The organism is Algihabitans sp., assembly GCF_965226985.1.
Lineage (GTDB): Bacteria > Pseudomonadota > Alphaproteobacteria > Kiloniellales > DSM-21159 > Algihabitans.
Map to the genome: position 1 here is coordinate 3,915,086 of NZ_OZ245712.1, position 22,365 is coordinate 3,937,450.

16 protein-coding genes are annotated in these 22,365 nt (G+C 66.6%); 7 read left to right on the top strand and 9 right to left on the bottom strand.

What is annotated here, in order from left to right; genetic code table 11:
* The first annotated feature begins 152 nt into the window (after positions 1-152).
* Positions 153-1,361, top strand: a complete 1,209-nt coding sequence (locus tag ACO054_RS17935; RefSeq protein WP_421707950.1) for a multidrug effflux MFS transporter — start codon at positions 153-155, stop codon at positions 1,359-1,361.
* 81 nt (positions 1,362-1,442) lie between these two features.
* Here ACO054_RS17935 and ACO054_RS17940 read toward each other — a convergent pair whose 3' ends face one another.
* Positions 1,443-3,500 carry a transglycosylase domain-containing protein gene (locus tag ACO054_RS17940; RefSeq protein ID WP_421707951.1) on the bottom strand — a complete coding sequence of 686 codons (2,058 nt, stop codon included), beginning with the start codon at positions 3,498-3,500 and terminating at the stop codon, positions 1,443-1,445.
* Between the two features lie 347 nt (positions 3,501-3,847).
* Positions 3,848-6,136: a formate C-acetyltransferase gene (pflB, locus tag ACO054_RS17945; protein ID WP_421710386.1), complete on the bottom strand. Its 2,289-nt coding sequence runs from the start codon at positions 6,134-6,136 to the stop codon at positions 3,848-3,850.
* Positions 6,137-6,382: 246 nt separating this feature from the next.
* On the opposite strand from pflB, the gene msrA reads away from it, so the two are divergent.
* Positions 6,383-6,841, top strand: coding sequence for a peptide-methionine (S)-S-oxide reductase MsrA (gene msrA / locus ACO054_RS17950; RefSeq protein ID WP_421707952.1), 459 nt, complete (start codon positions 6,383-6,385; stop codon positions 6,839-6,841).
* A gap of 63 nt (positions 6,842-6,904) precedes the next feature.
* A complete protein-coding gene (locus ACO054_RS17955; protein ID WP_421707953.1) occupies positions 6,905-7,645 on the top strand; it encodes a tellurite resistance TerB family protein in 741 nt (246 codons plus the stop codon).
* Positions 7,646-7,801: 156 nt separating this feature from the next.
* Here the strand turns inward: ACO054_RS17955 and ACO054_RS17960 are convergent, their stop codons facing one another.
* Both ACO054_RS17960 and ACO054_RS17965 read right to left on the bottom strand, forming a co-directional pair.
* The gene (locus ACO054_RS17960) at positions 7,802-8,329 is read right to left on the bottom strand and encodes a GNAT family N-acetyltransferase (RefSeq protein WP_421707954.1); all 528 of its coding nucleotides are present in this window, start codon (positions 8,327-8,329) and stop codon (positions 7,802-7,804) included.
* 7 nt (positions 8,330-8,336) lie between these two features.
* Positions 8,337-8,891 (bottom strand): helix-turn-helix domain-containing protein, encoded by a 555-nt coding sequence (locus tag ACO054_RS17965; RefSeq protein ID WP_421707955.1) that lies wholly within the window; start codon positions 8,889-8,891, stop codon positions 8,337-8,339.
* Positions 8,892-9,145: 254 nt separating this feature from the next.
* Between ACO054_RS17965 and ACO054_RS17970 the strand changes: the two genes are divergently transcribed.
* The gene (locus ACO054_RS17970; RefSeq protein WP_421707956.1) at positions 9,146-9,511 is read left to right on the top strand and encodes a response regulator; all 366 of its coding nucleotides are present in this window, start codon (positions 9,146-9,148) and stop codon (positions 9,509-9,511) included.
* Positions 9,511-10,011: a hypothetical protein gene (locus ACO054_RS17975; protein ID WP_421707957.1), complete on the top strand. Its 501-nt coding sequence runs from the start codon at positions 9,511-9,513 to the stop codon at positions 10,009-10,011. Before ACO054_RS17970 ends, ACO054_RS17975 begins: the two co-directional genes overlap by 1 nt.
* 561 nt (positions 10,012-10,572) lie before the next feature.
* On the opposite strand, the gene ACO054_RS17980 is transcribed toward ACO054_RS17975, so the two are convergent.
* Complete coding sequence (locus ACO054_RS17980; RefSeq protein ID WP_421707958.1) at positions 10,573-11,337, bottom strand: LexA family transcriptional regulator; 765 nt, start codon at positions 11,335-11,337, stop codon at positions 10,573-10,575.
* 197 nt (positions 11,338-11,534) lie between these two features.
* Here ACO054_RS17980 and ACO054_RS17985 point away from each other — a divergent pair, with 197 nt between their 5' ends.
* The gene (locus ACO054_RS17985) at positions 11,535-11,882 is read left to right on the top strand and encodes a helix-turn-helix domain-containing protein (RefSeq protein ID WP_421707959.1); all 348 of its coding nucleotides are present in this window, start codon (positions 11,535-11,537) and stop codon (positions 11,880-11,882) included.
* 26 nt (positions 11,883-11,908) lie between these two features.
* Entirely contained in the window at positions 11,909-16,261 is a 4,353-nt protein-coding gene (locus tag ACO054_RS17990; protein ID WP_421707960.1) for an autotransporter domain-containing protein, read from the top strand.
* A 443-nt stretch (positions 16,262-16,704) separates the two neighbouring features.
* On the opposite strand, the gene ACO054_RS17995 is transcribed toward ACO054_RS17990, so the two are convergent.
* The 4 genes from ACO054_RS17995 to dnaN all read right to left on the bottom strand — a co-directional run bounded on the left by ACO054_RS17995 (position 16,705) and on the right by dnaN (position 22,057).
* Complete coding sequence (locus ACO054_RS17995; protein WP_421707961.1) at positions 16,705-17,100, bottom strand: MAPEG family protein; 396 nt, start codon at positions 17,098-17,100, stop codon at positions 16,705-16,707.
* A gap of 3 nt (positions 17,101-17,103) precedes the next feature.
* Positions 17,104-19,560, bottom strand: a complete 2,457-nt coding sequence (gene gyrB, locus ACO054_RS18000; protein ID WP_421707962.1) for a DNA topoisomerase (ATP-hydrolyzing) subunit B — start codon at positions 19,558-19,560, stop codon at positions 17,104-17,106.
* A gap of 86 nt (positions 19,561-19,646) precedes the next feature.
* Positions 19,647-20,882 (bottom strand): DNA replication/repair protein RecF, encoded by a 1,236-nt coding sequence (gene recF / locus ACO054_RS18005; RefSeq protein ID WP_421707963.1) that lies wholly within the window; start codon positions 20,880-20,882, stop codon positions 19,647-19,649.
* A 56-nt stretch (positions 20,883-20,938) separates the two neighbouring features.
* On the bottom strand, positions 20,939-22,057 hold the full coding sequence (gene dnaN, locus ACO054_RS18010; RefSeq protein ID WP_421707964.1) for a DNA polymerase III subunit beta: 1,119 nt from the start codon (positions 22,055-22,057) through the stop codon (positions 20,939-20,941).
* Positions 22,058-22,365 lie beyond the last annotated feature (308 nt).

The following is a 22,365-nucleotide window of genomic DNA, read 5'->3' on the forward strand; positions in this document are numbered from 1 at the left end:
GACGCTTCGAAGAGGTCTCCTTGTCAGATAATTGCATAAGTGCTGGCGTGCCAGTGATGATCGCTGGCATGTCACCGGTCGTCGCGGTTACACAGAGCGTCCCCGCGGCACAGCCTGAGGTAGGCTGAGCCAAGAAGGATTGCATCCGAAAGATGAAGTCGGTCGATCCGCCTGTCCGGATTCCAATGCTCCTGCTGATCGGGCTGGTCTCGTTTGGCCCGCTCTCGACGGATCTCTATCTGCCATCGCTACCCCAGATCGGCGAACGCTTCGCGGCGGACCCGAGTCAGGTTCAGTTGACGCTTTCGGTTTTTCTGGCGGGGTTTGCGATTTCGATGTTGGGTTACGGCCCGCTGTCGGATCGCTTCGGCCGCCGGCCGGTCCTGATCGGCGCCCTGGTGCTCTACACGCTAGCTTCCATCGCCTGCATGCTGGCCACCAGCATCGAAGCGCTGATCGTGGCCCGTTTCTTCCAGGCGCTCGGTGGCTGTGCGGGTCCTGTCCTCGGGCGTGCCATCGTGCGCGACGTCCATGGGGCTGAGCGTTCGGCGCAGGTGCTTTCGACGCTGGCCATGGCCATGGCCCTGGCGCCGGCGATCGGGCCGGTTCTCGGTGGAGTTCTGACCCAGGCTTACGGTTGGACCTCCAACTTCGCCCTGCTGTCGCTCTTCGGGGTCGTGATGCTGCTCGGGGTTCTGCTGCAACTGCAGGAGACCAATCGTCATCTCGACCGCGAAGCGCTGCGGCCGTTCCAGTTCCTGGCGAACTATCGCAGCCTCGTGAGGCAGCGCACCTACGTCGGTTACGTCGGTGTCGTGACCTGTGGCTACGCGGCGATTTTCTCCTTCATCTCGGGATCGTCCTACACCCTGATCGACGGCCTCGGCTTGAGCCCGCTTCAGTTCGGATTCTGCTTCTCCGCCGTGGTGCTGGGGTTCATGGCCGGTAGTTTCCTGGCAAGCCGGCTGCATGGCTCGATGGCCACCGACCGACAGATTCGCCTCGGCACGCAGGTCATGCTGCTGGCCGGATGCCTTTCGGCCGGATTGGCCTGGGCAGGCGTTCACTCGATCGCCAGCATCGTGGGGCCGATGGCCCTGGTTCTGATCGGCTGCGGTTTGACGCTACCGAACTCCATGGCACGCGGTATCGCGCCCTTTCCGCGCATGGCCGGCGCGGCCTCGGCCCTGATGGGCTTCGTGCAGATGGCCGGCGCAGCGTTGGTCGGTCTCTTCGTCGGGGCGTTCCAGGATGGCAGCCCTCACGCCATGGCGACGGCGATCGCGCTCTGCGGCCTCGGCGCGGCCTTGTCCTACCGGCTCATTCATCCGGTGGCCGAGCCGGCTTCGGCGGCCGAATAGACCCGCGCGCCATGAGGAGCTTCGTGCTCTGATCGTTCGGACGGCAGAGTGCGAGAGGGGGCCGCCGGGACTCTCCGCCTGTCAGCTGTCGTTGCCGGGTGGCGGCAGACGTTCCAGGGCCCCTTCGCTGCCGCTCCCGATCGGCCGATCCGGCGCCTCGCCGGTCAGGCGTTCCAGCAGGCTTTCCAAAACGCCGGGACCGCGGTCGGGCTGGGCGGCAACGGGTGCGGCCCGCGGTGCTGCGGCGATCGCTCCGGCGCCCGGCAAGGGACGGGCAGGCTCGCCATCCAGCGCTTCGGTCACCACGGCTCGCCAGAGACGCGCCGGCGCGCCGCCGCCTGTGACCTGCTGCATCGCCATACCGTCGTCGTTACCCAGCCAGACCCCGACGACCAATTCGGCTGTGTACCCCACGAACCAGGCATCCCGGAACGATTGACTGGTTCCGCTCTTGCCGGCCGCCGGGCGACCGGGATTGGCGGCACGGCCGGTTCCATCCAGCATGACGCTGCGCAGCATGTCGGTCATCTCCGCCAGGTGCGGCGAAGCGATGACCTGGTTTGCCGATCCGACCTCTCGGCGGTAGAGCACCTGGCCGTCCGGCGTGGTGATCTCCAGCACCGAATGGGGCCAGACGGCTTGGCCGCCGTTGGCGAACACGGCGTAGGCCCCGGTCAAGTTCAGCAGCGAGACTTCCGAGGTTCCGAGCGCCAGGGACGGCGTCGCCAGCAGGTCGCTGGAGATCCCCAGCCGCTGGGCCGTCTCCGCCACGCGGTCCGGCCCGACCTCTAGCGCCAGGCGCGCCGCTGCCGTGTTCAGCGACCTGGCGAAGGCTTCGCGCAGGGTCACCTCACCACGATACTCGCGATCATAGTTTTGCGGCTGCCATGGCCCCTGCGGCGTATCCACCGTGAGCGGTCCGTCGAAAACGGTGGTCAGGGAGCCGCGACCCCGCTCGACCGCTGCCAGATAGACGAAGGGCTTGAAGGCGGAGCCCGGCTGGCGACGAGCCTGAGTCGCTCGGTTGAAGGGGCTGTCAGCGTGGCTCCGTCCGCCGACCAGTGCCCGGACGGCGCCGTCCGGGCTCAGCACGGCGACGGCGCCCTGGCCGATTCTTGCGTCCAGGCCTTCTTCCGCCAACAATCTCTCCAGCGCGACTTCGGCGACCTCCTGTACGTGTGGATCGAGGGTCGTGCGTACAACGATGTCGCGATCCAGCCGGCCGAGCCAGCCTTCGGCTCGGTCCAGCGACCAGTCGGCGAAGTAACGGGCACGGCGTACGGGCGGTCGCCCGCGGCTCTTCGCGTCATAGGCCTCGTCGGCCTGCTCGCGCGTCACGAAGTCGGCGGCAACCATCGCGGCCAGAACGGTTCTGGCGCGCCGGTCGGCCAGCTCCGCGTCGTTGGCCGGATTATAGCGGCTGGGCGCCTTCAGCAGTCCGGCGATGATCGCGGCCTCGTAGAGATTCACGTCGGTCGCCGGTTTGCCGAAGAAGCGCTGAGCTGCCGCGTCCACGCCGTAGGCTCCGGCACCCAGGTAGACGCGGTTGAGATAGAGCGAGAGGATCTGGTCCTTGCTGAGTTTGCGCTCCAACCAGAAGGCCAGCAACAGCTCCTGAACCTTGCGTTTCAGCGTGCGTTCCGGCGTCAGGAAAAGATTCTTCGCCAGTTGCTGGCTGATGGTCGAGCCGCCCTGTACCACGGCCCCTTCGCGGAGGTTGACCAGGATGGCCCGGGCCAGCCCGATCAGATCCAGCCCAGGGTGGTGGTAGAAACGGCGATCCTCGGTCGCCAGAACGGCTTGAGGCAGATGCGGCGGAAGCTCGGACACTGAGAGAGCGTCGCCGTAGAGATCGCCGAAGCGGCCGATTTCGCTGCCGTCGGCGGCCAGCAGGCGGACCGTCGGTTGCCGCGTCATCTCCGCGATCTTGGAAACGCTGGGAAGATCCCAGGCATACCAGACCACCAGTGCCCCGACCGCCAGAACCGCCCAGAGGGAAAGAGTCGTTCCCCAGATCGCGATCCGCCTCAAGGGCGAGCGGCGCGTTGTCGTCTTCGCCGAAGATCGACCTTTCTTGGTCTGCGTACCTGCGCGCGTACGCTTTGCGCCGCTCTTCGCTGCCGTCTTTTTTTGCGCCATGCCGCGCCCGTCTCTTCACTCGAATCGCGTGAGAATCCGCCGCGATTTCCTCAGCCCTGGGTCTATCCGATGGCTGGAGTCGTCGGCAAGCGAGGGCTGACTGTCCTGCGCGATTGCGCCGGAAGTGGGGCATGGACGGAGATTTCGCGAGCGGCTCACTTGTTACCGGCCGCGACCGGCAACAGCTGAGTTGCCCGCCTTCGCTAGAGACTGTTTGGAAATGCTCTGCTCCGTCCCTCTCCCCCACCCGGCCACCCAACGACAGTATGCTGAATGGGTGGCCGGGTGGGGGAGAGGGACGGAACAGAGCCCAGAATTGGCCTGCAGGCCAATTCTCAAACAGTCTCTTAGAGCCCGCCGTGGAAGGTGCGGCTGATGACGTCTTCCTGCTGGGCGCGGGTCAGCTTGATGAAGTTGACGGCATAGCCGGAGACCCGAATGGTCAGCTGCGGATACTTCTCCGGATGCTCCATCGCCTCTAACAGCGTCTCCCGGTTCAGGACGTTGACGTTGATGTGGTGGCCCCCGCGCTCGACGTAGTCGTCGATCAAGGCGATCAGATTCTCCTCCCGTTCGACCGGCGATTTGCCGAGCGCACCCGGTGCCACCGAGAAGGTATAGCTGATCCCGTCCTGGGCATCGGCGTAGGGTAGCTTGGCGACCGAAGCCGCTGCGGCCAGGGCGCCCTTGCGGTCGCGGCCGTGCATTGGATTGGCGCCGGGCGCGAAGGGTGCCCCCTTCTTGCGTCCGTCCGGCGTATTTCCGGTCGCAGTTCCATAGACGACGTTGGAGGTGATGGTCAGGACTGAGCAGGTTGGCTCCGCGTTCCGATAGGTCGGCTGCTGACGCAGAAGCCCCATGAAGCTGCGCAGCATCTCCACGGCCAGGTCGTCCACCCGGTCGTCGTTGTTGCCGAAGGCCGGATAGTCGCCCTCGATCTCGAAATCGACGATCAGTCCGCTCTCCGGGTCACGCTTGGGCCGCACCGTCGCATGCTTGATCGCCGAAAGACTGTCCGCCACCACGGAGAGGCCGGCGATGCCGTAGGCCATGGTGCGGAAGACATCGCGGTCGTGCAGCGCCATCTCCAGCCGTTCGTAGGCATAGCGGTCGTGCATCATGTGGATCGTGTTCATGGCCTCGGCGTAAACGCGCGCAAGCCATCCCAACATGACTCCCAGACGGCTTCTGACCTCGTCGTAATCCAGCACGGCGCCGGGATAAACGCTGCCGGCGGGGCCGACCTGCTCGCCGGTCACCTCGTCGCGTCCGCCGTTGAGGGCGTAGAGCAGCGCTTTTGCCAAGTTGGCCCGGGCGCCGAAGAACTGCATCTGCTGCCCGAGGCGCATGGCCGACACGCAGCAGGCGATGCCGTAGTCGTCACCCCAAGCGACCCGCATCACATCGTCGTTCTCGTACTGGATCGAGGAGGTGGCGATCGAGGTCGCGGCGCAGAAGCGCTTGAAGGGCTCGGGCAGGGCCGGCGACCAGAGCACCGTCAGGTTCGGCTCGGGCGCCGGACCCAGATTGTGCAGGCTCTGCAGAAAGCGGCAGGTGGTCTTGGTGACCAGCGGACGTCCGTCTTCGCTCAGGCCCCCGAGGCACTCCGTCACCCAGGTGGGGTCCCCGGCAAACAGGGCGTTGTATTCCGGCGGACGCAGGAAGCGCACCAGACGCAGCTTGATCGTCAGGTCGTCGATCAGCTCCTGCGCCTGGGCTTCGTCGATCAGGCCGGCGGCCAAGTCGCGTTCGATGTAGACGTCCAGGAAGCTGGAGACTCGGCCGAAGGACATGGCCGCGCCGTTCTGCTCTTTCACGGCCGCAAGATAGGCGAAGTAGAGCCACTGCACGGCCTCGCGGGCTGTGGTCGCGGGCGTCGAGATGTCGTAGCCGTAGCGCTGCGCCATCTCGATCAGTTCTTCCAGGGCCCGGATCTGTTCGGACAGCTCTTCACGCAGGCGCAGGGTGTCTTCCGCCGCGCCGGCGTTCGCCAACTCGGCCTTCTCGCGATGTTTTTCCTCAAGCAGTCGCGCCACGCCGTAAAGCGCGACCCGCCGGTAGTCGCCAATGATGCGGCCGCGGCCGTAGGCGTCGGGCAGACCGGTGATGATGCCGGCCCGGCGGCAGGCGAGAATCTCGTCGGTATAGGCGTCGAAGACCGCCGTGTTGTGGTCCTTGCGGTAGCGCTCGAAGACCTCCCGAATCTCGGGGTCCAGTTCGAAACCGTAGGCCTCCAGCGCCTTTTCGACGAGACGCAGTCCGCCGGTCGGTAGGATCGCACGCTTCAGGGGGGCGTCGGTCTGCAGTCCGACGACCAACTCCTTGTCGCGGTCGATATAGCCCGGCGCGTGGGCCAGGATCGAGGAGCCGACATCGGCGGAAACGGCAAGGACGCCGGCCTTACGCTCCGCGGCCAAAAGCTCGGCCACCTCTGCCCAAAGCGCTTCGGTCCGCGCCGTCGGCCCGGCCAGAAAGTCAACCTCTCCATTGTAAGGCCGAACGTTGCAGTGGATGAAGTCGCGCAGATCGATGCGCTGTTGCCAGCGGCCGGGCTGAAAACCGTCCCAGGGACCTTCGGCCAGGTCGCCCGAGAGGCCGTTTGTGCGCTCTGCCTCGGCAAGGCTGCCGGGCTGCATCGGAACATCGTACATCGCTTCGCTCCTTTGCCGCTCGCCCCCACACCGCCGTCTGCGGTCGCTGCGGATCCCAACCGGACTCTGCCGCGAGCAAGATCCGCCCCCGATTAAGATCCGTTCAGGTTGCGGGGCTTGAGAGTTTCTCGCATTGAGATGTCTCAAGTCGACCTGGAGGGGCTGGAGCGGCAGGTCGCGCGTTCCTAGATATGCGTAGGAAATACTTCTGCGGGACGAAAGGCGTTGGCCATGGAAAAGGCGATCTTTGCAGCCGGCTGTTTCTGGGGGGTGGAAGCCGCCTTCCGGCGTCTGCCGGGTGTTGCCGAGGCGATCAGCGGCTACACCGGCGGCATCACCGAACGCCCGACCTACGAGCAGGTCTGCGGCGGGCAGACCGGTCATGCGGAGGCGGTGGAGGTAATCTACGACCCGGCCAAGATCGGCTTCGGGGAACTGGTCGATACCTTTTTCGAACTGCACGATCCGACACAGCGAAACCGTCAGGGCCCGGATATCGGGACGCAGTATCGTTCGGCGATCTTTCCGCTGACGGACGATCAGGCCGAAATCGCCCGCGCCAAGAAGCAAGCCCTGATCGAGCGTGGCATCGACGTCGCGACCGAGGTGACGCCGGCCGCGCCCTTCTGGCCGGCTGAGGACTATCACCAGCGTTACTTCGAAAAGCGCGGTCTGGCCCAACACGGGTAGCAGGGTTCGCGACGTACGGCGCCCGCCGAAACAGCCGGCCATACAGTCTAGAGGGATACCGTAATGTTCGACGCAAACAAGGTGCTCGGCAGTCTGCTGGGCGGCCAGGAGGGTAAGGCGGCCGCGAAGGGGGCTTTCGGGGGCAGCATGGCAGGTGGCCTGGCCGGTACGGTGTTGGGCAACGTGCTGACCGGCAAGGGCGGAAAGAAACTGGGCAAGCGCGCGATGCAAGTGGGTGGCCTGGCCGTGGTCGGCGGCGTCGCTTACGCGGCCTGGAGGCACTACAACAACCGCGACGCCTCCGGCCGGCCGCAGCCGGCGAATGCGGAAGAGGCCTTGACGCCGCCGCCGGCCGAGAGCGGCTACCTGCCGCCGACGGCCTACTCCAGCAGTGGAACGACGACTCAGCCGGTGGCCCAGCTTCCGGCCCCGGATCCGCAACAGAACGACCTTTCCCTGTTGCTTCTGCGGGCGATGATCTCCGCCGCCAAGGCCGACGGGCAGATCGATTCCGACGAGCAGCGCCGTATCTTCGAACGCCTGGGCGAGGCCGAGCTGGATGCGGAGGCCCGCGCCTTTCTGTTCGACGAACTGGGCAAGCCGCTCGATCTCGAAGCTTTGGTCCGGGGCGTCGAGCGCCCCGAAGTCGCAGTCGAGGTCTATGCGGCGTCCCTGCTGGCGATCGAGGTCGACAGCCCTGCCGAGCGCGGATACCTGCAGATGCTGTCGGGCCGCCTGGGCCTGGAAGACGGCCTGGCCAAGCAGATCGAGGCGGAGGTCGCGGCGGTCAAGGCGGCCGGTTAGAGAGCAGGATCGCCTCAGGCGGGATCGCTCCGGCGATCCTGCCTGAGGCGTGAATCCTACTCTCATCATAAGGTTTAGAGGGCGATCGCCCTCTAGGCCGGCCTGCCTCTATCGCCATCCGGCCGAAGGCTGTGCGAGCGTTTCGGACGTGAGGCCTCAGAGCGGCTTGTACATGTAGGTCGTGGAGTCGTACTGCTCGGCGTCGGGCGCGCGGGAGAAGCCGGGAATTACACCCGCGGCTTCATACCCGAGCGCCCGATAGAGCGGCTCCGCCGTGTCGCCCGTCCGGGTGTCGAGCGTGACGAGCGTTTTCCCGAGCCGGCGCGCCTCGGCTTCAAGAGCCGCCATGAGACGCTTCGCGACGCCCCGGTTTCGGCAATCCGGGTGAACAAGAAGCTTCGACACCTCGCAGCGGTGTCTCTGGTTCGGCGGCATCTCGACGATCAGCTGGACCGTGCCCGCCAGCGTCTCGCCGAGACTTGCGATCCAGAGCAGGCGCCCGCCCGCTTCCACCGACGGCAGGATCTTCTCCTGCCAGAAGGTCCGGCTCTGCTGTCGGGAAAAGGGGTGGACGAAGTTGACGCTGGCGCCCGCCGCGACCGTTGCGTGGAGGATCTCGGTGAGATCGCCCAACCTGGCCTGAAGACCTCGGGCGTCGAGCTTTTCGATGGAGATTTCAGTCATCTCGCCCTCAGACCAGAAGGAGGAGGTATCGTGCGGTGCTCTCCTCGTTCGTTTCGAAGGCGCTCGCGCCGAAAAGCCGGTATCGCAGGCAGTCGCCGGCCGTCAGACGGTGCCGTTGCCCCTCGATCGTCACATCCAAGCTGCCCTCCAGCAGAACGAGATGATGTTCCAGTCCGGGAAGCGGCGGCATGTCATAGGCGATCCGGGCGCCGGCCTTCAGCTCGCATTCCAGGACTTCCGCGACCAAGTGGCCGTCCGGTGGAGACACGGCTCGGCGCAGGAACCCGGCCTTCTCGTCGTGCCAGCTGAGCTGATCCCGGTGCCGGACCACCGGGCTGGCGTTTTCCTCGACCATCGCAAGCAGCCGGGACATCGCCAGTGCATAGGCCCTGCAGAGCTTGCTGAGAACTTCGGTGGTCGGGCTGACCTCCGCCTTTTCCAGCCGGGACAGCGTGGCGCGGCTCAGACCGCTCTCTTCCGCGAGGCGGTCAAGCGACCAGCCGCGCTCTTGCCTTAGGCGCTTGAGGCGATCTGCCAGTTTCTTCGTCAACTTGTCGACCACGGAAAATCCCAGATATGAGAAAAGTTCTCTTATTCGAGAATGCCAGCCTTGCTCCGAGCGATCAACGCGCTTTTCATTGCTATCACGGAACGAAAGCCGCCCGCCGGCGACGCGAGAAGCCCGGAGCCATAGGGCTTTCTTCAGAAAGGTGACGCAGCGGTTCCGGTTGCGGCGCAGCGGTCTGGGGCCGCGTCGCTATCAGATCCTTAACCACCGTAGCGGCATACTATTGGGCCGTTTCCTGGAGGGCCCGCATGAAGACCTGCTTGGTGGTCGACGACTCGAAGGTGGTGCGAATGGTCGCCCGCCGCATTCTCGAAGGTTTCGACTTTCTCGTTGAAGAAGCTGCCGACGGTCAGCAGGCCCTCGACTACTGCAAGGAGCAGTTTCCGGAAGCCGTTCTGCTCGACTGGAACATGCCGGTGATGAACGGTCTCGATTTCCTTTTGGCGTTGCGGGCCCTGCCGGGCGGCGAAGGTCCCACGGTCGTCTTCTGCACGACGGAGAACGACATGGCGCACATCTCCCGGGGCATCGAAGCGGGCGCCAACGAGTACATCATGAAGCCCTTCGATGCCGACATCATCGAATCGAAGTTCTCGCAGGTGGGGCTGCTCTAGTGCGCCGCCACCATCTGATCGAGGAGGCCAAGGCCGAACTCGACGTCGCTTACGATGCGGTGAAACAGGCCGAGACGGACCTGATGCGTCTTGAGTTCGACTACAACGAACGCGTCAAACAGGCCAACGGCTCAGCCGATCCCGGCTTTCTCGCCTCCTTGACGCAGGAGAAGGAAGAGCAGCAACAGTCCTTGGATCTAGAGGCGCTCTACGCCTTGCAGCAGACCGCGACCCAGCGCTTCGCTCTCGTCAGCGCCTCCTTCGGGATCGTCGGGTCGATCAAGGATCCGCATATGACGGTCGATCTGATCGTGCGCTTGTTGTTTCAGGAAGACGAATTGCGCCGCAACCGTGTCGCCATCGAGCGGAACCTCAAGGCCTTCCACAAGAGCCTGCGGGCCTACATGTTGGAGGACAGCAGTGCGGAAAACGACACTGCGGTCCGCGAAAGCTGGGCGGCCATTGAGGGGATCCTTCGGGACCTCGGGCGCGAGATCTGAGACTGTCTCGCTCTAGGTGTTTAGTCCCGGATTTTGATGGTGCAGTCCTTTCGTCGGCATGGAACGAGGCACGATGGGGCAGGTTCTGCATGGGAGCGCCAAAACGACAGAGGCGGTCAGGTCGCCACTGACGACGGACTGGTCGAAACCGAGACCACCTCCCTGTTCGCCGCCGCCTGCGGTTCTGAGGCTGCCGTTGCCAGTGCTGCGGGCTTCGACAGGCTCAGCCTGAAGGACGGTTGGAGGTGCCGGAAGGGTCGAGGCTCCCATCTCGGCTTGAGACGGGACGGGCTCTCTCCCCGACACAAACCCCTTCATGCTGAGCCTGTCGAAGCATGTCCCTCGGGCCAGCCGCCGGCCGGCTTCGACAAGCTCAGCCTGAAGGATTGGGGCTCAGCCTGAAGGATGGGGCTCAGCCTGAAGGGGTTTAGGAAGTGGCGGCGCGCAAACACCATGACGACGCCTGCGACTTGAGCCGCTCGTCGGCGTCTTCCGCGACCCCGAAAGCAAGACGCCGCTCACGATGAAGGTTCAAACGGCGAAGGTTCAAACGGTGAAGGTTCAAACGGCACGACCGAGCCACCGGACGCGACCGACGATCATGACGTCGTCGATGCGCGCTCTTGGAAGGGTAATGGGGCGGTAGAGCGCACTGTTGTCAGACGTGATTTCGAGTCCGTCCAACGTCTTATGAACGCGTTTGACCAAAAGAGAATCGTCTAAAACCAAGGCATATAGGCCATCCCCAGGCACTGTATCCTGCCTGTCGATCATCACCAAATCGCCGTTTGAGATGGTTGGCTCCATGGAGTCACCGACAGCTTCGACGATCGCCAGTCCTTCGATCGCGCTTCGACCTAGATTTCGGCGAAGAAATCGCTGTGTGAATGGTATGTGGTCAAGAAGTGAAGTTCTTTCGGTAAAGGCGCCCGCCCCAGCGGAGAGTCGCGCATCGAACCTTGGCACCAAGGCGAAGTCACCACTCTCCTGTTTGTTTTCGCTGACCGGCTCAATTGGTTTGCCCGTAGCTGTTTTGCCCGTAGCTGTTTTGCCCGTCGCAAGCCATTCGACTGAAACCCCAGAGGCTTCAGCCAATGCCAATAACCGCCGCCGACTCGGGTCACTCTCTCCTGATCGGTACTTTGAGATGACGCGTTCGGACAAACCGGACTTTCGTGCAAGCTCCGCGACGCTGCCAGCCAGCCTGATGACCTGCTCGATCCGGCCCGAAAAGGCCGGATCATGGTCATTCCTTTGATCGGCCTTTTGATCGGCTACCCCTGACTTAGGGTGAGAGTTATCTGGAGTTTCTAGCACTTCAGCCATCTCGATGATTTTCCAGCTGAATAATTTCTTAGCTCAATACTCTTTAAGGACTAATGACCGGCGGCAGGCTTTTGTTCCAAAAATCAAACCATGGCCGGCCAAACGTGCTTGACTGATCCGGACTTTTGTTCCATTTGTGAGTCGTAACGTGCAGCGCATCGCCGCTTCGGTGATGCCCGAACGGGCTTACAACTCGCATGGCACTCTCTCAGGACTGGACGCCCTCTACGATCCGGGACCGGCAGGCGGCCCAAGGTTTTAGGACCCTGACCCAGTTGGCTCGCCGGGTCGGCCTGAACAAACGTGCTGTATCGGCAGCGTCGCATCGCCCCCACGACGAGGGCGAACGCGCCATCGCGTGGGTGCTTTGCACCCACGCGGCCGAGACCTGGCCTGCGCGCTACGAACGAAACGGCGAGCGACTCAGTCCTCGGCCACCCGCGAGCTATGGCCTCGCGAACTATGGCAGAGACCCGGCAGCCGGTCACGGTCAAAGCGGTCAACAAAAGGCGGGTTTCAACCCGAAAGCAGAGGTTCGCGCATGACCAGTGCTCGCAAAACGAGAGGCGTTATGGAAGTGGAAGACGGGATGCGGGCGCGAAAGCGGCAGGCTGCGAGTCCCCGAGACACGAGTCCCCGAGACACGGGCCGCCGAGACACGAGTTCCCGGGGCAGCGAAGGCCGCGCGGGACTGCTGGGTCGCAGCGCCCTGGTCAGAACGGCGGCCGGAGCGGCTTTGGTGTTGAGTCTGGCGGCCGGAGTGACGGTCGGGGTAGCGGTCGGGCCGGCCAACGCCGCAGAGTTCAACGTGGCCAACGAAGCGGAGCTGCGCACCGCCATCTTCACGGCCAACCGCAACGCCGATCCCGCCAATACCATCAACATCACCGGCAACATCGCCCTGACCCAGTCGCTGCCGATGATCACCCGCAGCCTCAACGTCAACGGCAACAACAACACCATCGACGCCCAGAACAACGGCCGCGTCTTCTTCATCCAGGCCGGCACGGCCAACATCTCCAACGTCACCATCGACAACGCCCTTGCCCAGGGCGGCAATGGCGGCGACAGCGCCGGCACCGACAGCACTGGCGGCGGCGGCGGGCTCGGCGCGGGTGCGGCGGTCTTCGTGAACGCCGGGGCTAACGTCACCGTGTCGAACGTCACCCTGGGAACCGCCGCGGCCAGGGGCGGCGACGGCGGGTTGGCGAGCGGCGGCGGCGGCGTTCGTGGCGGCGGCGGCGGCGGCGGCGGGCTGGGCGGCGACGGCGGCAACGGCATCGTCGCCGCCGGCCTCACCGGCGGCGCCGCTGGCGGCGGCGGCTACGAGGGTGCGGGTGGAGATGGAGGCAGCGCCGGCGGAGCCGGCGGCGGCGGAGGTGAATTCGGTGCCGGCGGCGCCGGTGGCGGCGGCGGCGTGTTCGGCGTCGGCGGAGGTGGCGGCGGCGGCCAGCAAGGCGATGGCGGCGTCGGCGGCGTCGGCGGCGTCACCAGCGACGGCGTCATCCCCGGCGCCGGCGGCGGCGGGGGCGGCGGGGCGACGGATGACGGAACGGGCGGCAGCGGCGGCCTCGCGACCGGCGACGGCGCCGGCGGCGGCGACCAAGGTGGTGCCGGCGGCGGCGGTGGCGCCAGCGGACTCCCAGGCCGCAATGCCGCAGCCGATCTCGGCGGCGGCGGCGGCGGCGGCAGCGGGTTGGGTGCCGACAACACCGGCGGCGACGGCGGCGCCGGCGGCTTCTCCGGCGGCGGCGGCGGCGCCGGCCGTGCCGGCGGCGACCGTGCTGGCGGTAACGGCGGTAACGGCGGCATCGGCGGTGGCGGTGGCGGTGGCGGAGAAACCACCAGGAGTCTGGGCGGCAACGGCGGTGATTTCGGCGGCGGCGGCGGCAGCCGTGCCGGCGCCATCGGCGGCCACCCCACCGTCGGCGACCCCACCCCCAACATCGGCGGCAGCGGCGGTTTCGGCGGCGGCGGTGGCGGCGGCGGCGGTACCGGCGGTATCGGCGGCAGAGGCGGGTTCGGTGGTGGTGGTGGCGGTGGCACAATCGGCGGCGGCGGTGCCGGCGGCTCCTTCGCCGGCCGGGGCGGGTCCGATATCTCCGCCGACGGCGGCGGTGGTGCGGCCCTGGGCGGCGCCATCTTCGTGCGCGACGGCGGCCGGCTGACCGTCGTCGACGGCGACTTCGTCGGAACCTACGGCGTCACCGGCGGCGCTACCGGCGGCAACGGCGGCGCCACCGCCGGACAGGCCCAGGGCCGCAAGATCTTCCTGCACGACACGGCCTCGACCGACCTGCGCGTCACCAGCGGCAGCCGCAGCCTCAGCGGCGCCGACGCCCTGGCCGGCGACGGGACCCTGATCAAGTCCGGCGACGGCACCCTGGCCATCGACAGCGCCAACGCGAACTTCCTGGGCAACGTCACCCTCGACGGCGGCACGCTGTCGCTGGGCGACAGCAACGCCCTGGGCAGTGCCGCCATCACCACCAAAGGCTCCACGGTGGCCTACGACGACGGCATCGCGCTGACCAACAGCATCACCGTCGAGTCCGACAGCACCCAGCTCCAGGTCGCGGCCGGCACGGCGACGCAGGCCGGCGATATCACCGAGAGCGGCGGATCCCGCCCCCTGGAAAAGACCGGCGACGGCACCTTGATCCTGACCGGCAACGCCGAGCATAACGGCGGCACCACCGTCTCGGCCGGCACCCTGCAACTGGGCGCCAGCGAGCGCCTGGCCGATAGGGGCGCGCTGGCGGTGGCCGCTGGCGCCACCTTCGACCTCGATGGACACGACGAAACGATCGGGTTGCTGAGCGGGGCCGGCACAGTGATGCTCGGCAGCGGCACTCTGACGACTGGCGGCGCTGGCGATTCGACCTTCGGCGGCAGCATCGCCGGGACCGGCAGCCTGACCAAGGACGGCGACGGCACCTTGATCCTGACCGGCAACGCCGACCATAGCGGCGGCACCACCGTCTCGGCCGGCACGTTGCAACTGGGCGCCAGCGAGCGCCTGGCCGATAGGGGCGCGCTGGCGGTGGCCGCTGGCGCCACCTTCGACCTCGATGGACACGACGAAACGATCGGGCTGCTGAGCGGGGCCGGCACAGTGATGCTCGGCAGCGGCACCCTGACGACCGGCGGCGCTGGCAACTCGACCTTCGGTGGCAGCATCTCCGGGACCGGCGGCCTGACCAAGGACGGCGATGGCACCTTGATCCTGACCGGCAACGCCGACCATACCGGCGGCACAGCAGTGACCGGCGGCAGTCTGATCGTCAATGGCACCCTCGGCGACGTGACCCTGAACGCCGGCGCCACCCTCGGCGGCCCTGGGACAGTCGGCGCCCTCATGGCCAATGGCCGGGTCGCGCCAGGTAACTCCATCGGGACCCTGAACAGCGGGCCGGTCACCTTCGCCCCCGGCTCGGTCCTGGCGGTGGAGATCGCCCCCGACGGATCGGGCGACCTGCTGAACGTCACCGGCACCGCCACCCTGAACGGCGGCACCGTCGAGGTGACGCCCCAGGACGTGACGCCCCAGGCCGGTGGCTACACCAGCGGTCAGCAGGTCCTGATCCTCAGCACCACGACCGGCATCGCCGGCGCCTTCGAGGGCGTCGACTACGCGCCGGGCCAGGCCCTGGCCTTCTTCGATCCCAGCCTGCAGACCCAGGGCAACGACCTGCTGCTGCAGCTCGACCGCAATAGCACAGGTTTTACAGAGATCATCACCAACCCCGACTTGGGCACCGACCCCGACTTGGTCGGCACCGCCGGTGCCCTGGACCGCCTGGAGGCGACAAGCCCGCCCGACAGCCAACCCCTGCTCCAAACTCTCTCCACCCTGACCGTGAGCGAGGTCGCAGAGGTCACGCGCCAGCTCTCCGGCAGCGGCCTGACCGGCAGCGCCCAGCTCGCCCAGCTCGCCGGACAGGCCTTCCTGGCGACCATTCCCACCGGCAGCAGCGGCGCATGGCGCACAGCCGACTTGACCCAGTTCGCCCTGGCCGAGCGCGACGCCAGCGACGCCCTCAGCGGTCTCGGCCTGGCCGCCGCCGGCGGGCCGGAAAGACGGCAGCGGAGCGGCCCGCGCTTCTGGTTCGAGGGCCTCGGCAGCTTCGGCATGCGCGACGGCGAGGGCGCCGCCGCCGACCAGAACAGATACTACGCCGGTGCCGCCGGCGGCGTCGTCCTGCCGCTGGATCGGGAGACGACATTCGGGCTCGGTCTCGCCGGCTTCGGCGGGCAGGTCGCCACCGACGACGGGCTGGTCGAAACCCACACCACCTCCCTGATCGCCGCCGCCAATCTGACCTGGGCCCCAGGCCCCTGGCAGCTCAGCGGCAGCCTGGGCGTCGCCGACCACAACTTCGAGAGCGAGCGCAAGCTGCGCTTCACCGGCTTCGACCAGACCGCCGAGGGCAAGCGCGACGGGATCGAGGTGCTGGGCGACCTCGCCGCCGCCTACGACTGGCAGCTCTCCGACGTCACCCTCATCCCCACCGCAGGCCTCGGCGCCTCCTGGCTCTACCAGGAAGCCTGGAGCGAGAGCGGTGCCGGCGGCGCAAACCTGGAGATCGACAGAACCGACACCCTGAGCCTCCAGCCGCGCCTCGGGGTCGGCGTCGCCAGCGACGTCAAACTGGGCAAGGGCCTCACCCTCACCCGGCGCGCCCAGGCCCTCTGGATCGGACAGCTCGGCGACAAGAGCATCGACACCACCGCCCGCTTCGCCGGCAGCGACGCAAGCTGGCGCGTGCCGGGCCTGGAGGAGCCCGACCACTCCGCCGCGCTCAGCTTCGGCGCCGACCTGACCTCCAAAGACGGCTGGGCACTCTCCGCCGGCTACGCCGGACGCTTCGGCGAGGGCGCCAAAGACCACGGCTTCTTCCTCGGCGGGAGACTGCGGTTCTGAGGCTGCCGCTGACAGTGTTGCGGGCTTCGACAAGCTCAGCCTGAAGGAAATGGGGGCGCGGCCTGAAGGATGAGGGCTCAGCTTGAAGGACGGTTGGAGGGGCCGAAAGGGTCGAGGCTCCCGTCTCGGCTTGAGACGGGACGGGCTCTCTCCCCAACACAACCCCCTTCATGCTGAGCCTGTCGAAGCATGTCTCTCGGGCAAGCCGCCGGCCGGCTTCGACAAGCTCAGCCTGAAGGATAGGGGCTCAGCCTGAAGGGGTTTAGGACGTGGGGGAGACACACTGCAGGCGCAGAACCTGTCCCATAACGCCTCCTTCCAGGCCTGCGAAAAGCCAGGCCCGCGAAAAGACTGCACCACCAAAACCCGGGACTAAACATATAGCTGTATAGTCGTCATCGTGGTCCGGCGCCCGCATTCAAGCATGCGGATCAGGGCTCTCCCTAACTCAGCAGGCCTGCGAACAGCATCACGAGGGTCGCGGCGAAGCCGATAAACCAGATCACCGAACGCCAGGGGCTAAGGCCAAAGGCATAGGCAGGAACATAGGCCAGCCGCGCGACCAGATAGGTGACGGCGCAGCCTTCCGTCACGGCCCCGCCCGACCTGTCGGCGAACTCCAGGACCGTTACGGCCACAGCGAAAAGCAGCAGGCTCTCGGTCATGTTGTTGAGAGCGCGCTGTAGCCGGCCGGTCACGCCCTCCAGGTGCCGCGGCTCGTCCCGAGGGCCCATCAGCCAGTCCCGGTCGAGCTTCAGATTCGCGGCAACGGACAGACAGAGCAACTGCGCCGCCCACAGCAGCGCGGCCAGCCCGAGGATCTGAAGCTCCAGGGTCATGCGTCAGATGTCCAGGTTGGAGACCTCCAGGGCGTTGTCCTGGATGAACTCGCGGCGCGGCTCGACCACGTCGCCCATCAGCGTATCGAACAGTCCGTCCGCCGCCTCCGCCTGTGCAACGCGCACCTTCAGCAGGGTCCTCGCCTCCCGGTCCAGAGTGGTCTGCCAGAGCTGATCCGGGTTCATCTCGCCCAGCCCCTTGTAGCGGGCCACCGAGACGCCCTTGCGGCCCCAGCGCATGACGGTGTCGGCCAGATCGCTCGGCCCATGCACGCTCACCTCTTCGCCGTCGGACGAAGTCAGGGTCCCGGCCTTGGCATAGGTTTCCTGAAGGTCCGACGCCATGCCGTCCAGGCGGCGCGCCTCGGCTGACTTCATCATGGTGGCGTCGATCTGGCGATGCTGGGTGACGCCGCGCAGAACGCGCGAGAAGACGAGACCGCCGTCGTCGCCGACACCGCCGGTCCAATCGGGATCCCAGTCCTGGCCCGCGTGCAGGGCGTTGAGCCGCCGTGCGAGATAGGTCGCCACTTCGGTCGCCTGCTCGGGCTCGGAGAGGATCTGGGCGTTCAGGGCGCCTGCGATGGCGGCTTGCTCGACCATCTCCAAGGCTCCGGCCTTGCGTGCCAGGGGCGCCATCAGATGACGGGCGTCCACGGCCTTGCGCACGAGGGCCTGCAAGTCGGTGCCGCTGCGCTGGCTGCCGCTGTGATCGGTGAAGAGCACTCCCTCGGTGCCTTCCGTGATCAGGAAGTCCTCCAGATCGTGATCGCCCTTCAGATAGCGCTCGGAGGACTTGCGCTTGACCTTATAGAGCGGCGGTTGGGCGATGTAGAGGTTACCGGCCTCGATCAGCGGGCGCATCTGCCGGAAGAAGAAGGTTAGCAGCAGGGTACGGATATGGCTGCCGTCCACGTCGGCGTCGGTCATGATGACGATCTTGTGGTAGCGCAGCTTGCCGAGATCGAATTCGTCCGGTCCGATGCCGGTGCCCAGTGCCGTGATCAGGGTGCCGATTTCCTGGCTCGACAGCATCTTGTCGAAGCGAGCCCGCTCCACGTTCAGAATCTTGCCGCGCAAGGGCAGGATCGCCTGAAAGCGCCGGTCGCGTCCCTGCTTGGCCGAACCGCCCGCCGAATCGCCCTCGACGATGAAGAGTTCGGACAGGGCCGGGTCACGCTCCTGACAGTCCGCCAGCTTGCCGGGCAGGGAGGCGACGTCGAGCGCCGACTTCCGCCGGGTCAGCTCGCGGGCCTTGCGTGCCGCCTCGCGGGCGGCCGCCGCCTCGACCACCTTGGAGACGATCCGCCGGGCCTCGGCCGGGTGCTCCTCGAAGTACTGCTCCAGTTTCTCGTTGATCACCGTCTCGACCACCGGCCGCACTTCGCTGGAGACCAGCTTGTCCTTGGTTTGGCTGGAGAACTTGGGGTCTGGCACCTTGACCGACAGGACGCAGGTCAGGCCTTCCCGGCAGTCTTCGCCCGCCAGCGAGACCTTTTCCTTCTTCGCCAGGCCGGTGCCGGTGGCGTAGGCGTTGACCTGGCGGGTCAGGGCGGCGCGGAAGCCGGCCAGATGGGTACCGCCGTCGCGCTGGGGGATGTTGTTGGTGAAGCAGAGCGTGGCTTCGTGGAAAGCGTCGGTCCACTGCAGCGCGGCCTCCACCACGATGCCGTCGCGCTCTGCGGTGATCACCACAGGTGGGTCGATCAACGGCGTCTTGGCACGGTCCAGATAGCGGACGAAGGCTTCCACACCCCCTTCGTAGTGCAGGTCGACGACGACGGGCTCCGGGTGACGGGCGTCGGTCAGCCGGATGTGAACGCCCGAGTTCAGAAAGGCAAGTTCGCGCAGGCGGTGTTCCAGGGTCGCATGATCGAACTCGACCATGGTGAAGGTCTCGGAACTCGGCAGGAAGGTGACCTCGGTACCCGAACGGTCGGGCGCCGGGCCGATCTGCGCAAGCGGCGCCTCCGCCTCGCCGTGGCGAAAGCGGATCAGATGTTCGCCGCCGTCGCGCCAGATCCGCAGCTCCAGCCATTCGCTCAGGGCATTCACGACCGAGACGCCCACGCCGTGCAGACCGCCGGAGACCTTGTAGGAATTCTGATCGAACTTCCCGCCGGCGTGCAGGCGGGTCATGATCACCTCGGCGGCTGACACGCCCTCTTCCTTGTGGATTTCCGTCGGGATGCCGCGCCCGTTGTCGCGCACCATGACGCTGCCGTCGCCGTTCAGCTGCACCTCGACGAGGTCGCAGTGGCCGGCCAGGGCTTCGTCGATGGCGTTGTCCACCGCCTCGTAGACCATGTGGTGCAGACCGGTACCGTCGTCGGTGTCCCCGATGTACATGCCGGGACGTTTGCGGACGGCCTCCAGGCCGCGCAGCACCTTGATCGACTCGGCGCCGTAGGCGGCGGGGTCGCCTCCGTTCTGATCGGGTGTCTGGGTCTCGTCAGCCATACTCTCAAGTCCTTACGGAAACGGAACGAACTACCGTGTCGCCGTTCGGGCGTCGGGCTCGCTCGGCTCTCGCCTGTTCGGGGGCGTCACCCGACCGTTCGGCCGTCAAGGCGCGCCAGCCCATCGTGAAGTGTAACCCGCTGCGCATGCGGCAGCAGGCCCTCGAAAGCTTCCGGGTCGCTGCCGGTGACCCAGGCTTGCAAGCCCAGCTCCAGCAGCCGTTCGAACAGCGCCGCACGGCGGGCCGCGTCCAGATGGGCGGTCACCTCGTCCAGCAACAGCAGCGGGCCGCAGCCGACGGCCAGACGGACCAGCCGGGCATGCGCCAACACCACCGAAATCAACAGGGCCTTCTGCTCGCCGCTGGAGCAGAGGCTTGCCGGCATACCGTTACTGCCATGGGCGACCGCCAGATCGGTCCGGTGGGCGCCCACTTTGGCGCCGCCCGTTTCGGCGTCTTGGCCGCGGTCCGCCGACAGGCGCGCGGCAAGACGTTCCTCGACCTCCACGGCCGCCAGATCGTCGAGCCAAGCCTCGGCATCCCCGGCCAGACCGAGGTCGGCGCGCGGGAAGGCTCCCTCCGCTTCCGCAAGCGCGCTTGCCAGCCGCGCCACCGTCTCCCGCCTGGCGGCGGCAATCGCCACAGCCTTTTCCGCCATGGTCGCCTCCAGCGCGGTCAGCCAAGCCGGATCCCGCGTCCCGTCTCTCAGCAAGCGCGACCGCTCGCGCAGAGCCGTTTCGTAGGCGGCGATTCGCCCCGAATGGGCTGGATCGAAGCCGTAGACCAGCCGATCCAGAAAACGCCGCCGCCCACTCGGGCCGTCGTCGAACAGCCGATCCATCTGGGGCGTCAGCCAGACGCAGCGCACCACCTCGCCGAGCGCTTGCTGGCTGGCGACGAACGCGCCGTCCAGCTTTACCGTGCGCCGCTCGCGCCCGGTGGACATGCCTTCGCCCGCCGCCGCTCGCGGGTCGCGTCCGGTGCCGACGTCGCGCAAGCCATCGGGCGTCTGAATGGTGGCCGCCACAGCCCAGCCTGTCGAACCGCCCGCCAGTTCGGCGGAGGGGCCGAAGTTGCTCGGGCCCCGGCGGTCCAGGTCTGCCAAGCGCGCGGAGCGCAAGCCCCGGCCGGGGCTCAGCAGCGACACGGCCTCCAGCAGGTTCGTCTTGCCGGCGCCGTTGGGGCCGGTCAGTAGGACCGGGCTTGGTTCGAGCGCCAACTCGAGGTCGCGGAAGTTGCGGAATCCGCTGAGCGTAAGACGCGACAGCCAGAGAGCGCGACTGGAGCCTGCGGCGGTATCGACGGGTCGTGTAGCGGTCACGTCCTCTCGCACAGGGGCGGCGGGTGAAAGCGCCGGAGAGAGCGCCGCACCCAGGCTCACACCCGCATCGGCATCAAGACATACAAGGCGGTGCTGTCGGCAGCGTCCCGCACGATCGTCGGCGATGCCGCGTCGGAGAGTTGAAAAACGGCGCCGTCGCCTTCGATCTGGCCTGCGATATCCAAGAGATAGCGCGAATTGAAGCCGATTTCGAGGGGCGGGCCGCCGTAAGAGATGGCCACGTCCTCCTCGGCGCTGCCGTTCTCGGGGCTGGTCACCGAAAGCGTGACGTTCCCCTCGGCCAGAGCCAGCTTCACGGCTCGGCTCTTTTCGGTGGAGATGGTGGAAACCCGGTCCACCGCCTGACTGAAGCTGCGGCAGTCCACCTCCATGGTCTTGTCGGTATTGGAGGGGATGACCCGTTCGTAGTCGGGAAAGGTGCCGTCGATCAGCTTGCTGGTCAGCACTGTCGCGTTGAAGGCGAAGCAGATCTTGGTCTCGGACAAGGAGACCCTGATCGGTTCGTTCGTTTCCTCGATCAGCTTGTAGACCTCGCCCACCGTCTTGCGCGGCACGATCACGCCGGGCATGCCCGTGGCGCCGCTCGGAAGCGGCATCTCGACACGCGCCAGGCGGTGGCCGTCGGTCGCAACGGCCCGCAGCACCTCCACCGCCTCGGTCTCGGCGGCGTGGAGGTAGATGCCGTTGAGATAGTAGCGCGTCTCCTCGGTGGAGATGGCGAAACGCGACCGCTCGATCAGCGTCTTCAGCTCGGCGGCCTGCAGTTCGAAGGCGCGCGGCAGGTCGGACGGCCCGCTGGTCGGGAAGTCCTCGCGCGGCAGCGTCGCGAGCGTGAAGTGGGACCGGCCGGATCGAAGGGCCATCTGCCCGGATTCGCCGGCCGTGGTCAGCTCGACCTCGGCCCCTTCCGGAAGCTTGCGAATGATGTCGTAGAGCGTATGGGCGGGCGCCGTGGTCGCGCCGGCTTCCCCGACGGAACAGGGCACCTCTTCGACGATGGTCAGGTCCATGTCCGTGGCGGTGAGGCTCAGACTGCCGTCTCTCGCGTCGAGGAGCACGTTGGAGAGAATCGGTATGGTGTTGCGTCGTTCGACGACACTCTGGACGTGGGCGAGCGACCGCTGCAGGGCCGCACGTTCGATGGTCAGCTTCATGGCTCGCGTGAAACCTTAAGAAAGGCAAGTAGATGAATGAAGTTCCGGGAGAAGTCGGCATCCGGCAGGATCCGATCGGACTCCCTCCGGAGCAAGCCGCCCCGCCCCGTCCGACAGCCTGAGACCCGGAAGGCCTCGGCCCCCTTTCGAACGGGTCGGCACTATAGCACAAACGTCCGAATCGGTAAGGTTTTTCCCCGGTTGAGGCAGGTAGGGCCGCTACCGCTCAAAAGGCCGCTATTCGCCGGGTTGTGGTACAGGCTGCAGGCTGCGCAACTCCTCGGTTGGCTGATGCAGAACGCCGAAGA